General features: G+C 40.7%; 25 protein-coding genes and 2 pseudogenes. All 27 read left to right on the top strand.

Annotated elements, in window-relative coordinates:
* Positions 1–5 precede the first annotated feature (5 nt).
* Positions 6–629: a 50S ribosomal protein L4 gene (gene rplD, locus ACIQ7T_RS09725; RefSeq protein WP_012296062.1), complete on the top strand. Its 624-nt coding sequence runs from the start codon at positions 6–8 to the stop codon at positions 627–629.
* The gene (rplW, locus tag ACIQ7T_RS09730) at positions 629–913 is read left to right on the top strand and encodes a 50S ribosomal protein L23 (protein ID WP_053482811.1); all 285 of its coding nucleotides are present in this window, start codon (positions 629–631) and stop codon (positions 911–913) included. The genes rplD and rplW overlap by 1 nt, the downstream gene beginning before the upstream one ends.
* A gap of 47 nt (positions 914–960) precedes the next feature.
* Positions 961–1,791: a 50S ribosomal protein L2 gene (rplB, locus tag ACIQ7T_RS09735; protein WP_009373990.1), complete on the top strand. Its 831-nt coding sequence runs from the start codon at positions 961–963 to the stop codon at positions 1,789–1,791.
* 60 nt (positions 1,792–1,851) lie between these two features.
* Positions 1,852–2,130, top strand: a complete 279-nt coding sequence (gene rpsS / locus ACIQ7T_RS09740; RefSeq protein WP_049662848.1) for a 30S ribosomal protein S19 — start codon at positions 1,852–1,854, stop codon at positions 2,128–2,130.
* Positions 2,131–2,152: 22 nt separating this feature from the next.
* Positions 2,153–2,497, top strand: a complete 345-nt coding sequence (gene rplV / locus ACIQ7T_RS09745) for a 50S ribosomal protein L22 (RefSeq protein WP_004233639.1) — start codon at positions 2,153–2,155, stop codon at positions 2,495–2,497.
* A 3-nt stretch (positions 2,498–2,500) separates the two neighbouring features.
* Positions 2,501–3,154, top strand: a complete 654-nt coding sequence (gene rpsC / locus ACIQ7T_RS09750) for a 30S ribosomal protein S3 (RefSeq protein WP_049662850.1) — start codon at positions 2,501–2,503, stop codon at positions 3,152–3,154.
* Between the two features lies 1 nt (position 3,155).
* Positions 3,156–3,590: a 50S ribosomal protein L16 gene (gene rplP / locus ACIQ7T_RS09755; protein WP_010860599.1), complete on the top strand. Its 435-nt coding sequence runs from the start codon at positions 3,156–3,158 to the stop codon at positions 3,588–3,590.
* Entirely contained in the window at positions 3,580–3,780 is a 201-nt protein-coding gene (gene rpmC / locus ACIQ7T_RS09760; protein WP_049662852.1) for a 50S ribosomal protein L29, read from the top strand. The genes rplP and rpmC overlap by 11 nt, the downstream gene beginning before the upstream one ends.
* An 18-nt stretch (positions 3,781–3,798) precedes the next feature.
* On the top strand, positions 3,799–4,062 hold the full coding sequence (rpsQ, locus tag ACIQ7T_RS09765; RefSeq protein WP_053482810.1) for a 30S ribosomal protein S17: 264 nt from the start codon (positions 3,799–3,801) through the stop codon (positions 4,060–4,062).
* 43 nt (positions 4,063–4,105) lie between these two features.
* A complete protein-coding gene (rplN, locus tag ACIQ7T_RS09770) occupies positions 4,106–4,474 on the top strand; it encodes a 50S ribosomal protein L14 (protein WP_004233650.1) in 369 nt (122 codons plus the stop codon).
* Between the two features lie 35 nt (positions 4,475–4,509).
* Entirely contained in the window at positions 4,510–4,818 is a 309-nt protein-coding gene (rplX, locus tag ACIQ7T_RS09775; RefSeq protein ID WP_049662858.1) for a 50S ribosomal protein L24, read from the top strand.
* 27 nt (positions 4,819–4,845) lie between these two features.
* Positions 4,846–5,385 (top strand): 50S ribosomal protein L5, encoded by a 540-nt coding sequence (rplE, locus tag ACIQ7T_RS09780; protein ID WP_004233654.1) that lies wholly within the window; start codon positions 4,846–4,848, stop codon positions 5,383–5,385.
* Positions 5,386–5,407: 22 nt separating this feature from the next.
* Complete coding sequence (locus tag ACIQ7T_RS09785) at positions 5,408–5,593, top strand: type Z 30S ribosomal protein S14 (protein WP_004233656.1); 186 nt, start codon at positions 5,408–5,410, stop codon at positions 5,591–5,593.
* A gap of 29 nt (positions 5,594–5,622) precedes the next feature.
* Complete coding sequence (rpsH, locus tag ACIQ7T_RS09790; protein WP_008181717.1) at positions 5,623–6,021, top strand: 30S ribosomal protein S8; 399 nt, start codon at positions 5,623–5,625, stop codon at positions 6,019–6,021.
* A 30-nt stretch (positions 6,022–6,051) separates the two neighbouring features.
* Positions 6,052–6,591 carry a 50S ribosomal protein L6 gene (rplF, locus tag ACIQ7T_RS09795; RefSeq protein WP_323648588.1) on the top strand — a complete coding sequence of 180 codons (540 nt, stop codon included), beginning with the start codon at positions 6,052–6,054 and terminating at the stop codon, positions 6,589–6,591.
* 32 nt (positions 6,592–6,623) lie between these two features.
* Positions 6,624–6,983 carry a 50S ribosomal protein L18 gene (rplR, locus tag ACIQ7T_RS09800; protein ID WP_323654727.1) on the top strand — a complete coding sequence of 120 codons (360 nt, stop codon included), beginning with the start codon at positions 6,624–6,626 and terminating at the stop codon, positions 6,981–6,983.
* A gap of 21 nt (positions 6,984–7,004) precedes the next feature.
* Positions 7,005–7,508, top strand: a complete 504-nt coding sequence (gene rpsE, locus ACIQ7T_RS09805) for a 30S ribosomal protein S5 (RefSeq protein ID WP_053482806.1) — start codon at positions 7,005–7,007, stop codon at positions 7,506–7,508.
* 13 nt (positions 7,509–7,521) lie between these two features.
* Positions 7,522–7,704 (top strand): 50S ribosomal protein L30, encoded by a 183-nt coding sequence (gene rpmD / locus ACIQ7T_RS09810; protein WP_323654726.1) that lies wholly within the window; start codon positions 7,522–7,524, stop codon positions 7,702–7,704.
* A 34-nt stretch (positions 7,705–7,738) separates the two neighbouring features.
* A complete protein-coding gene (gene rplO / locus ACIQ7T_RS09815; protein ID WP_323654724.1) occupies positions 7,739–8,179 on the top strand; it encodes a 50S ribosomal protein L15 in 441 nt (146 codons plus the stop codon).
* On the top strand, positions 8,179–9,474 hold the full coding sequence (secY, locus tag ACIQ7T_RS09820) for a preprotein translocase subunit SecY (protein ID WP_402870005.1): 1,296 nt from the start codon (positions 8,179–8,181) through the stop codon (positions 9,472–9,474). The genes rplO and secY overlap by 1 nt, the downstream gene beginning before the upstream one ends.
* Positions 9,475–9,544: 70 nt before the next feature.
* Complete coding sequence (locus tag ACIQ7T_RS09825; protein WP_402870007.1) at positions 9,545–10,198, top strand: adenylate kinase; 654 nt, start codon at positions 9,545–9,547, stop codon at positions 10,196–10,198.
* 248 nt (positions 10,199–10,446) lie between these two features.
* Positions 10,447–10,524: pseudogene (locus ACIQ7T_RS09830) on the top strand (type I methionyl aminopeptidase); the annotation flags it as partial.
* A gap of 86 nt (positions 10,525–10,610) precedes the next feature.
* Positions 10,611–10,829, top strand: coding sequence for a translation initiation factor IF-1 (gene infA / locus ACIQ7T_RS09835; RefSeq protein ID WP_004233690.1), 219 nt, complete (start codon positions 10,611–10,613; stop codon positions 10,827–10,829).
* A 37-nt stretch (positions 10,830–10,866) separates the two neighbouring features.
* Positions 10,867–10,980 carry a 50S ribosomal protein L36 gene (rpmJ, locus tag ACIQ7T_RS09840; protein ID WP_000868344.1) on the top strand — a complete coding sequence of 38 codons (114 nt, stop codon included), beginning with the start codon at positions 10,867–10,869 and terminating at the stop codon, positions 10,978–10,980.
* Between the two features lie 24 nt (positions 10,981–11,004).
* Positions 11,005–11,370 carry a 30S ribosomal protein S13 gene (gene rpsM, locus ACIQ7T_RS09845; protein ID WP_049662875.1) on the top strand — a complete coding sequence of 122 codons (366 nt, stop codon included), beginning with the start codon at positions 11,005–11,007 and terminating at the stop codon, positions 11,368–11,370.
* Between the two features lie 25 nt (positions 11,371–11,395).
* Positions 11,396–11,785 (top strand): 30S ribosomal protein S11, encoded by a 390-nt coding sequence (gene rpsK, locus ACIQ7T_RS09850; RefSeq protein WP_053482801.1) that lies wholly within the window; start codon positions 11,396–11,398, stop codon positions 11,783–11,785.
* Between the two features lie 139 nt (positions 11,786–11,924).
* Positions 11,925–12,658, top strand: a pseudogene (locus ACIQ7T_RS09855) (DNA-directed RNA polymerase subunit alpha); the annotation flags it as partial.

Genomic DNA, 12,658 nt, shown 5'->3' on the forward strand with positions numbered 1-12,658 from the left:
CAGGAATGACAAAAGTATCTGTACTTAGTCAAACAGGTGCTTCAGTTGGTGAAATCGAATTAAACGATGCGATTTTTGGAATCGAGCCAAATGAAGCAGTATTATTCGACGCTGTAGTAGCTCAACGTGCTTCTCTTCGTCAAGGTAATCACAAGGTTAAAAACCGTTCTGAAGTTGCTGGTGGTGGTCGTAAACCATGGCGTCAAAAAGGAACTGGTCGTGCTCGTCAAGGTTCTATCCGTTCTCCACAATGGCGCGGTGGTGGTATCGTATTCGGTCCAACTCCACGTAGCTACTCTTATAAATTACCGAAAAAAGTTCGCCGCTTAGCTCTTAAATCAGCTTTATCAGCTAAAGTAGTAGAACAAAACTTCTTAGTTCTTGATGCTCTTACATTAGCAGCACCAAAAACAAAAGAATTCACAAAAATTCTTAAAGATCTTTCTTTAGAGAAAAAATCTTTATTCGTAACTGCTGACCTAGATGAAAACGTAGCATTATCTGCTCGTAACATCCCTGGTGTAACAGTTTTAACTGCAAATGGAATCAACGTTCTTGATCTATTAGGTCATGAAAAAGTTGTATTCACAAAATCTGCAGTAGAAAAAGTTGAGGAGGTGCTTGGATAATGGAAGCACGTGATATTTTAAAACGTCCGGTCATTACTGAGCGTTCTTCAGAACTTATGGCAGAGAAAAAGTATACTTTCGAAGTAGACACTCGCGCTAACAAAACTCAAGTAAAAGACGCTGTAGAAGAAATCTTTGGTGTAACAGTTGAGAAAGTAAACGTTCTTAACTACAAAGGTAAATTCAAACGCGTAGGCCGTTACGGTGGTTACACTAACAAACGTCGTAAAGCGATTGTTAAATTAACTGCTGATAGCAAAGAAATCGAATTATTCGAAATGTAATCCTTTATGGATTTATGATTTGAACAATCAAGAAGGAGGGAAACACAATGGCGATTAAAAAGTATAAACCTACCTCTAATGGTCGTCGTAATATGACGTCTTTAGACTTTGCGGAAATTACAACTAACAAGCCTGAGAAATCATTGCTTGAACCAACTAAACGCAAAGCTGGTCGTAACAACCAAGGTAAAATCACTGTTCGTCATCATGGCGGTGGACATAAGAAGCAATACCGTGTTATCGATTTCAAACGTGTAAAAGATGGCATTCCGGCTAAAGTTGCTACTATTGAATATGATCCAAACCGTTCTGCGAATATCGCATTAATCAACTACGCTGATGGAGCAAAAGCTTACATCTTAGCACCAAAAGGTCTAGAGGTTGGTCAAACAATCGTATCTGGTCCAGATGCTGATATTAAAGTAGGTAACACATTACCATTAGCAAACATTCCAATGGGTACTACAATCCATAACATCGAGTTAAAACCTGGTAAAGGTGGACAATTAGTACGTTCTGCAGGTACTTCTGCTCAAGTACTTGGTCGTGAAGACAAATACGTAATCGTTCGTCTACAATCTGGTGAAGTACGTTTAGTGTTAGCTACTTGCCGCGCTACAATCGGTCAAGTTGGTAACGAACAACACGAACTAGTACACATCGGTAAAGCAGGTCGTAGCCGTTGGTTAGGTAAACGCCCAGAAGTTCGTGGTTCTGTAATGAACCCTAACGATCACCCACACGGCGGTGGTGAAGGACGTTCTCCAATCGGACGTAAATCACCAATGACTCCTTGGGGTAAACCAGCACTTGGTTACAAAACTCGCAAGAAGAAAAACAAATCGGATAAATTCATCATCCGTAGTCGTAAAAAATAAAGTGGTTAAACTACGGTTCTATGTGAGAGCCGTGGTGGAATCACGGAGGGAGGTTCCTACATGGGTCGCAGCTTGAAAAAAGGACCTTTTGTCGATGACCACTTAATGAAAAAAGTGGAAGCGCAAGAGGCTTCTGAGAAAAAACAAGTTATTAAAACTTGGTCTCGCCGTTCTACAATTTTCCCGACATTCATCGGTTTAACTATTGCTGTTTATGATGGACGTAAACACGTTCCTGTATACGTAACAGAAGATATGGTAGGCCATAAACTTGGTGAGTTCGCACCGACACGCGCTTACAAAGGTCACGGTGCAGACGACAAGAAAACAAGACGCTAATTTTGAGAGGAGGTAAATCCTAATGACACAAGCTAAAGCTATCGCTCGTACTGTTCGCATTGCTCCTCGTAAAGTCCGTCTAGTTGTAGACTTAATCCGAGGCAAGCAAGTTGGTGAGGCAGTTGCAATTTTACGTCATACTCCAAAAGCGGCGTCTCCAGTCGTTGAAAAAGTATTAAAATCTGCAGTTGCTAACGCTGAACACAACTACGATCTTGACATCAACTCTTTAGTAGTTTCTGAAGTTTTCGTTGATGAAGGTCCAACATTAAAACGTTTCCGTCCACGTGCACAAGGACGTGCAAGCGCAATTAACAAACGCACAAGCCACATCACGCTAGTGGTATCTGAGAAGAAGGAGGGTTAATCCGTGGGTCAAAAAGTACATCCAATAGGACTACGCGTTGGTATTATTCGTGACTGGGAGTCAAAATGGTACGCTGAAAAAGACTATGCAACTCTACTTCACGAAGACATCAAAGTGCGTAAATATATTGAAACGGCTCTTAAAGACGCTTCTGTTTCTAAAGTAGAAATCGAACGCGCTGCAAACCGTGTAAACATTACAATTCACACTGCGAAACCAGGTATGGTAATCGGTAAAGGTGGTTCTGAAGTTGAAAATCTTCGTAAATACCTTAGCGATTTAACTGGTAAACGTGTACACATCAACATTATCGAAATCAAACGTGCTGATCTTGACGCTCGTCTAGTAGCTGAAAACATCGCTCGTCAATTAGAAAACCGTGTATCATTCCGTCGTGCGCAAAAGCAAGCGATCCAACGCACAATTCGTGCTGGTGCAAAAGGAATTAAAACACAAGTATCTGGTCGTTTAGGTGGCGCTGATATCGCGCGTGCTGAACACTATAGTGAAGGAACTGTTCCACTTCATACTCTACGTGCTGACATCGACTATGCACACGCAGAAGCTGACACTACTTACGGTAAATTAGGCGTTAAAGTATGGATCTACCGTGGTGAAGTTCTTCCTACGAAGAAATCTGTGGAAGGAGGCAAATAATATGTTATTGCCTAAACGCGTAAAATACCGTCGTGAACACCGCGGAAACATGCGTGGCGAAGCGAAAGGCGGTAAAGAAGTATCTTTCGGCGAATGGGGCTTACAAGCTCAAACAGCTAGCTGGATTACTAACCGTCAAATCGAATCTGCACGTATCGCGATGACTCGTTACATGAAACGTGGCGGTAAAGTTTGGATTAAAATCTTCCCGCACAAACCTTACACTAAAAAACCTCTAGAAGTCCGCATGGGTTCTGGTAAAGGTTCTCCTGAAGGTTGGGTTGCAGTAGTAAAACCAGGAAAAGTAATGTTCGAAATCGCTGGTGTATCTGAAGAGATCGCACGTGAAGCACTTCGTTTAGCATCACATAAGCTTCCTGTTAAATGTAAGATCGTAAAACGTCAAGAAACTGGTGGTGAATCTAATGAAAGCTAATGAAATCCGTGACCTTGCCACTTCTGAATTAGAATTGAAAGTGAAATCACTGAAAGAAGAGCTTTTCAACCTTCGCTTCCAATTGGCGACTGGTCAATTAGAAAACACAGCTCGTATTCGTGAAGTGCGTAAAGCAATCGCGCGTATGAAAACTGTTATTCGTGAAAGAGAAATCAGTGCAAACAACTGATAAAGGAGGTTTTCAAGTATGACTGAGCGTAATCAACGCAAAGTTTACACGGGCCGCGTTGTTTCAGATAAAATGGACAAAACTATTTCTGTTTTAGTTGAAACTCACAAAAAGCACAAGCTTTATGGTAAACGTGTAAAATACTCAAAAAAGTTTAAGGCTCATGATGAGTTAAACACAGCGAAAATCGGTGATATCGTACGTATCATGGAAACTCGCCCGCTATCAGCTACTAAACGTTTCCGTCTAGTTGAAGTTGTAGAAAAAGCGGTTATTATTTAATAACTATTTCGGAACAACCAATTTCCGAAGGGAGGTAACCTAAGTGATCCAACAAGAAAGTCGTATGAAAGTTGCTGACAACTCAGGTGCACGTGAAGTTCTTACAATTAAAGTCCTTGGTGGCTCTGGCCGTAAAACTGCTAACATCGGTGATATCGTTGTTTGTACAGTTAAGAAAGCAACACCAGGTGGCGTTGTTAAGAAGGGTGACGTTGTTAAAGCTGTTATCGTTCGTACTAAATCAGGCGTACGTCGTAAAGATGGTACGTACATCAAATTTGATGAAAATGCTTGTGTAATTATTCGTGATGATAAATCACCACGCGGAACTCGTATTTTCGGACCTGTTGCACGTGAATTACGTGACAGCAACTTCATGAAAATCGTTTCTCTAGCTCCAGAAGTTCTTTAATTTCATGACAGTGCCAATCAAGGAGGTGCGACAGCATGCATGTAAAAAAAGGTGACAAGGTTAAGGTTATCACTGGTAAGGATAAAGGCAAAGAAGGCGTTATTCTTGCTGCTTACCCTAAACAAGATCGCGTTCTTGTTGAAGGTGTGAACATCGTGAAAAAACACGTAAAACCTAACCAATTGAATCCACAAGGTGGTATTGTAAGCCAAGAGGCTGCAATTCACATTTCGAACGTAATGCTAATCGATCCTAAATCTGGCGAGCCGACTCGTGTAGGTTATAAAATCGAAAACGGTAAAAAAGTTCGTGTTGCAAAAAAATCAGGTGCAGTAATCGACTAATTTCTATAAAAGAAGGGAGGTACACAAATGAGCCGCCTAAAAGAAAAATATTTAAATGAAGTTTCTCCTGCTCTTATGAGCAAGTTTGGATATAAATCAGTTATGCAATTGCCGAAAGTTGAGAAAATCGTTATCAACATGGGTGTTGGTGACGCAGTTCAAAACTCAAAAGCATTAGACGCAGCTGTAGAAGAATTAACAATTATCACTGGTCAAAAACCAGTTGTAACTAAAGCAAAAAAATCGATTGCAGGTTTCCGTCTACGTGAAGGTATGCCTATCGGTGCAAAAGTTACATTACGCGGTGAGCGTATGTATGAATTCTTGGACAAATTAATCTCAATTTCACTACCTCGTGTACGTGACTTCCGTGGTGTTTCTAAAAAAGCATTCGATGGTCGCGGTAACTACACTTTAGGTGTTAAAGAGCAATTAATTTTCCCAGAAATCGATTACGATAAAGTTTCAAAAGTACGCGGTATGGACATCGTGATCGTAACGACAGCGAATTCTGATGAAGAAGCTCGCGAGTTATTGACACAATTCGGTATGCCGTTCCAAAAGTAATTTAAACAAGGAGGGCGAAAACGTGGCTAAAAAATCTATGATCGTTAAACAACAACGTAAGCAAAAGTTTAAAGTGCAAGAATATACACGTTGTGAACGCTGTGGTCGTCCACACTCTGTATATCGCAAATTCAAACTTTGCCGTATTTGTTTCCGAGAACTTGCATATAAGGGACAAATTCCTGGCGTGAAAAAAGCCAGCTGGTAATCCCCTAATTTGGGAAGGAGGTAAATGTAATGACAATGACTGATCCGATTGCAGATATGCTTACTCGCATTCGTAATGCGAACATGGTTCGTCACGAGAAGTTAGAAGTACCAGCTTCCAACGTGAAAAAAGAAATCGCTGAAATTTTAAAGCGTGAAGGTTTCGTACGTGACGTAGAATACGTGGAAGACAACAAACAAGGTATCATCCGTATCTTCTTAAAATACGGTAAAGATAACGAGCGCGTTATCACTGGTTTAAAACGTATTTCTAAACCTGGTCTACGAGTATATGCAAAAACAAATGAAGTTCCTAAAGTTCTGAACGGTCTTGGTATCGCTTTAGTGTCAACTTCACAAGGTTTATTAACAGATAAAGAAGCTCGCGCTAAACAAGTTGGCGGCGAAGTTCTAGCATACGTTTGGTAATTAGCAATAAATGAATGGAGGTGCAACTAAATGTCTCGTGTAGGTAAAAAAATTATCGAGGTACCAGCTAACGTAACTGTTACTGTTGCAGCTGACAACTCAGTTACCGTTAAAGGTCCTAAAGGCGAACTTGTTCGTTCTTTCCACCAAGATATGAAAATTGAGCAAGAAGGTAACGTAATCTCTGTATCACGTCCTTCTGACTCAAAAGAACACCGCACAAACCACGGTACAACTCGTGCGCTATTAGCGAACATGATTACTGGTGTTTCTGCAGGTTTCGAAAAATCATTAGAACTTATCGGTGTTGGTTACCGTGCGCAATTACAAGGTAAAAAACTTGTTCTTAACGTAGGTTATTCACATCCAGTTGAGTTCACACCTGAAGATGGTCTAGAAGTTGAAGTTCCTTCAAACACTAAAATCATCGTTAAAGGTATCAGCAAAGAACGTGTTGGTGCTCTTGCATCTAACATCCGTGACGTGCGTCCACCAGAGCCTTACAAAGGTAAAGGGATCCGTTATGAAGGCGAATACGTTCGTCGTAAAGAAGGTAAAACAGGTAAATAATGCTGCTTAAGCATTAGAAAGGAGTGACCCTTGTGATTACGAAACAAGATAAAAATCAGGTTCGTAAAAAACGTCATGCACGCGTACGTTCTAAAATTTCGGGTACTGCTGAGCGTCCACGCTTAAACGTATTCCGTTCTAACAAGAACATCTACGCTCAACTTATCGATGACGTAGCAGGCGTAACAATCGTTAGCGCATCTTCTCAAGAAAATGGTTTTGAAAGTGCTGGTAGCAATGTTGATGCTGCAACTAAAGTCGGTGAAACAATCGCAAAACGCGCTACGGAAAAAAATATTACTGCTGTAGTATTTGACCGTGGTGGTTACTTATATCATGGACGTGTAAAAGCTTTAGCTGAAGCTGCACGTGAGAACGGTTTACAATTTTAATAAAAAGGAGGGACACATTTCATGAGTCGAATTGACGCAAACAAACTTGGAGAACTTGAAGAACGCGTAGTTACTATTAACCGTGTTGCTAAAGTTGTTAAAGGTGGACGTCGCTTCCGCTTCACAGCATTAGTTGTAGTTGGCGATAAAAACGGTCACGTTGGTTTCGGTACTGGTAAAGCTCAAGAGGTGCCAGATGCTATCCGTAAAGCTGTTGAAGATGCGAAGAAAAACTTAATCGAAGTGCCACGCGTAGGTGGAACAACTCCACACTTAGTGCAAGGTCGCTTTGGTGCAGGAGAAATCCTAATTAAACCTGCTGCTCCTGGTACAGGAGTTATCGCTGGTGGTCCAGTACGTGCCGTACTAGAACTTGCTGGTATTACTGATATTCTTTCAAAATCACTTGGAACTAACACACCAATCAATATGGTGCGTGCAACTATTCAAGGTTTAACTGAATTAAAACGCGTAGAGGACGTAGCTAAATTACGTGGTAAATCAGTGGAAGAAATATTAGGATAAGGGGGGAAAGATAATGGCTAACAAATTAGAAATCACCCTTACAAAATCTGTGATTGGTTCTAAACCAGCACAACGTAAAACTGTAGAAGCTCTAGGTTTACGTAAATTAAACCAAACTGTTGAGAAAGCTGACAATGCAGCAACTCGCGGTATGATTGATGTAGTAGCTCACTTAGTTACTGTAAAAGAAAACTAATTTTTAATTAACGAACAAGGAGGTGCCATCCAATATGAAACTTCATGAGTTAAAACCAGCAGAAGGATCCCGTAAAGTACGTAACCGCGTAGGTCGCGGTATCGGTTCTGGTAACGGTAAAACTGCAGGTAGAGGTCATAAAGGTCAAAACTCTCGTTCTGGCGGCGGTGTACGCCCAGGATTCGAGGGTGGTCAAAACCCTTTATTCCGTCGTTTACCGAAACGCGGCTTTACTAACATTAACCGTAAAGAGTACGCGATCGTTAATCTTGACACATTAAATCGTTTTGAAGATGGTGCAGAGGTAACAACTGCATTATTACTTGAAACAGGTTTAGTGAGCAATGAAAAAGCTGGAATTAAAGTTCTTGGAAACGGAACTCTTGATAAAAAGCTTACAGTAAAAGCTCATAAATTCTCAGCTTCAGCTAAAGAAGCAATCGAGAATGCCGGCGGAACTACTGAGGTGATTTAATGTTTCAGACGATCTCTAACTTTATGCGTGTTCGAGATATACGAAATAAAATCATTTTCACTCTTTTAATGTTAATCGTTTTCCGTATTGGTACGTTTGTACCGGTACCAAACGTTGACGCTAATGTATTAAAGGCAACTGATGAGTTCAGTCTCGTTGGTTTCCTAAATACTTTTGGCGGTGGTGCTTTGAGTAACTTCTCTATCTTTGCGATGGGAATTATGCCTTACATCACTGCTTCAATTATTGTTCAGTTATTGCAAATGGACGTAGTACCGAAATTTGCTGAGTGGGCAAAGCAAGGTGAAGTCGGAAGACGAAAACTTGCACAATTTACTCGTTACTTTACAATTATTCTTGCTTTTATCCAATCCTTCGCAATGTCATTTGGTTTTAACAGAATGTACGGCGGATCATTGATTAAAGAAGAAGGAATTTTAACATATGTTACGATTTCTATTGTATTAACGGCGGGTACAGCATTCCTAGTATGGCTTGCTGAACAAATTACTGCACATGGCGTTGGAAATGGTATTTCTATCGTAATTTTCGCAGGTATTACTGCGGCATTACCGAATGCCGTTAACCAAATCTATGCACAGCAAATCGAGGGTGCTGGGGATAAACTATTTATCAATCTAGTTATTCTTGGATTGCTTGTTTTAGTTATGCTTGCAGTTGTTGTTGGAGTTATCTACGTGCAACAAGCACTGCGTAAAATTCCAATTCAGTATGCTAAACGAGTTACTGGACGCAACCAACAAACAGGTGCTCAACAAACGCATTTACCGTTAAAAGTAAATGCTGCAGGGGTTATTCCGGTAATCTTTGCATCAGCGTTTCTGACGACACCACGTGTGTTAGCTCCATTCTTTGGTGAAGGTGCTGTAGCATCATTCATTGAACACTCGTTTAATAATGCTAATCCTGTTGGGATGGTTATTTACATTGTATTGATCGTCGCGTTCACATATTTCTATGCATTCGTACAAGTGAATCCAGAAAATGTGGCAGATAACTTGAAAAAGCAAGGTGCTTACATTCCGGGTATTCGTCCGGGTGAAAGTACGCAAACGTATTTAACAAGCGTGTTATATCGTCTGACATTTGTCGGTGCGATTTTCTTAACTGTTATTTCAGTAATGCCGATTATACTCATGAACATTATGAAACTACCTGCCACAGTGCAGATCGGTGGTACTAGTATTATTATCGTAGTCGGCGTAGCGCTGGAAACGATGAAACAGCTAGAATCTCAACTTGTTAAACGTCACTACAAAGGCTTTATGAAGTAATGTTGGTTTTTAGGGAACGTTCTATCGTTTCCTGAAATCAGCAAACCTTTTGTGGGAGGATTATTTCCGTATGAATATCGTTTTAATGGGTCTGCCAGGTGCTGGTAAAGGTACACAGGCAGATAAAATTGTTGAGAAGTACGCGATTCCTCATATTTCTACAGGCGATATGTTCCGTGCTGCTATTAAAGATGGTACAGAACTAGGCTTGCAGGCTAAATCGTTTATGGATCAAGGTGCTTTAGTGCCGGATGAAGTAACGATTGGCATTGTTCGTGAACGACTTGCTAAACATGATTGTGAAAAGGGCTTCTTATTAGATGGATTCCCACGTACTGTTCCTCAAGCTGAAGCTTTAGACAGCATTCTTGCTGATCTTGGTAAAGCTATTGAACATACAATTAACATCCAAGTTGAAAAAGATGAGCTAGTTGCTCGTCTATCAGGTCGTCGTATTTGTAAAACTTGTGGTACATCTTATCACCTTGTTTTCAATCCTCCAGCTGAGGAAGGAAAATGTGATAAAGATGGTGGCGAGCTTTATACGCGTGCGGATGATAATCCTGAAACGGTTGCAAACCGTCTGGAAGTAAATATGAAACAAGCACAACCTTTACTTGACTACTATGAAGTAAAAGGTGTGTTAACAAATATAGATGGACAGCAAGATATTAACAAAGTGTTTGCTGATCTTGATGCTCTATTACAGAGCAGCCGCAGCTGATACCCGGCTCCGGGCGCAGAATACTGCTTCCGCGGGAGGCATGCGGGAGCAACAACGAAACATAATTTTTTGAGAGTTGCAAAAGCATATTGTGCCCGGTATATATTTCTTTTAAAAAGTGCAACATTACTTTTGAAAGAGTATAATGGGTTTCGTGGAAGCATCTGTGTAACGGGTATGAATATCTCATCAAAGACATTCCGGTATTCGTGTAAACATGGGAGGTTCAGTTCCCTTAATGGTTCTGTATGTTCCGTGGATTGTGTGAAGCGAAACCAGACGAGCGTCTTTCAAACATCTCTCATACAATCCAAACATATGTTGAAACGAGGTTGCTTCTATAGTTGCAGCAGATATCCGTTTGATGTAACGATGAGAACTTTAATTTGCATATAGAGAGGAGACAGAGTAGATGGCGAAAGATGATGTAATTGAAGTCGAAGGGACAGTTGTTGAGACTTTGCCAAACGCGATGTTTAAGGTAGAATTAGAAAATGGACATGTGATTTTAGCACACGTTTCTGGTAAGATTCGTATGCACTTTATCCGTATTCTACCTGGAGATAAGGTTACTATCGAGTTATCTCCTTATGATTTAACTCGCGGTCGTATCACATACCGTTTTAAATAATCTTTTGCGCTCCGGACTACTAAGGAGGTTAGGTTAGATGAAAGTGAGACCATCTGTAAAACCGATCTGCGAAAAATGTAAAGTAATTCGCCGACGCGGTAAAGTAATGGTAATTTGTGAAAATCCTAAACACAAACAAAAACAAGGTTAATTCTAAAGGAGGTGCACAACGTACATGGCACGTATTGCTGGTGTTGACATTCCTCGCGACAAACGCGTGGTAATTTCATTAACTTACATTTACGGTATTGGTAAAACTACAGCTCAGAAAGTATTAGCTGACGCAGGTATTTCAGAAGATACACGCGTACGCGACTTAACTGAAGATGAGTTAAACAAAATCCGTGAACAATTAGACTCATACAAACTTGAAGGTGACTTACGTCGCGAAACTTCATTAAATATTAAACGTCTGATGGAAATCGGTTCATTCCGTGGTATCCGTCACCGTCGTGGTTTACCTGTTCGTGGTCAAAATACGAAGAACAATGCGCGTACGCGTAAAGGTCCTCGTAAAACAGTAGCGAACAAGAAAAAATAATCAGTAAAGGAGGTTCCTTCTTAACATGGCTCGTAAACAACAAACTCGTAAACGTCGTGTGAAAAAGAATATCGAATCTGGTATTGCACACATTCGTTCTACATTCAACAATACAATCGTAACGATTACAGATATGCAAGGTAACGCTGTATCTTGGTCAAGTGCTGGTGCTCTTGGTTTCCGTGGTTCACGTAAATCTACACCATTCGCTGCTCAAATGGCTGCAGAAACTGCTGCTAAAGCATCCCTTGAACATGGTCTGAAAACGTTGGAAGTAACTGTTAAAGGTCCTGGTGCAGGTCGTGAAGCTGCAATTCGTGCACTTCAAGCTGCTGGTTTAGATGTAACTGCTATTAAAGACGTTACTCCAGTTCCTCATAATGGTTGCCGTCCGCCAAAACGTCGTCGCGTGTAATGGGTGCGTCTCATATTGTATGAGAACATCATTTTTTGTACAGACTGTCTTGTGCAGATAATAAACGATACGTCATTGACGATCGAATCTATGATGGAAAGAACCTATACATTCGATGTTTTGAAGGAGGGTAAATAAAATGATCGAAATTGAAAAACCAAAGATTGAAACGGTGGAGATCAGCGAAGATTCCAAATATGGAAAGTTTGTTGTAGAACCGCTTGAACGCGGATATGGAAACACTTTGGGTAATTCTTTACGTCGTATCCTTCTGTCTTCATTACCAGGAGCTGCTGTCACTTCAATTCAAATTGACGGTGTTCTTCACGAATTCTCAACTGTAGAAGGCGTTGTAGAGGATGTAGCTTCAATTATTTTGAACGTGAAAAAACTAGCTCTTAAAATCTACTCTGACGAAGAAAAAGTTATTGAGATTGATGTAAAAGGCGATGGTACAGTTACAGCTGCTGACATTACACATGACAGTGATGTAGAAATTTTAAACCCGGATCTATATATTGCAACAATCGCTAAAAACGGTCATTTACGTATGCGTATGTACGCACAACGCGGCCGTGGTTACACTCCTGCTGATCAAAACAAACGTGAGGATCTTCCTATCGGCGTGATCCCGATCGACTCTATTTACACTCCAGTATCACGCGTCAATTTCCAAGTGGAAAATACTCGTGTAGGTCAGTCTTCTGACTACGATAAACTTTCTCTTGATGTGTGGACAGATGGTAGCATCGGTCCGAAAGAGGCGATTTCGCTCGGAGCAAAAATTTTAACCGAGCATCTAAACATCTTCGTTGGCATGACAGACGAGGCTCAAACAGCTGAAATCATGGTCGAAAAAGAAGAAGATCAAAA

Source organism: Lysinibacillus sp. NPDC096212 (genome assembly GCF_044763105.1).
GTDB lineage: Bacteria > Bacillota > Bacilli > Bacillales_A > Planococcaceae > Lysinibacillus.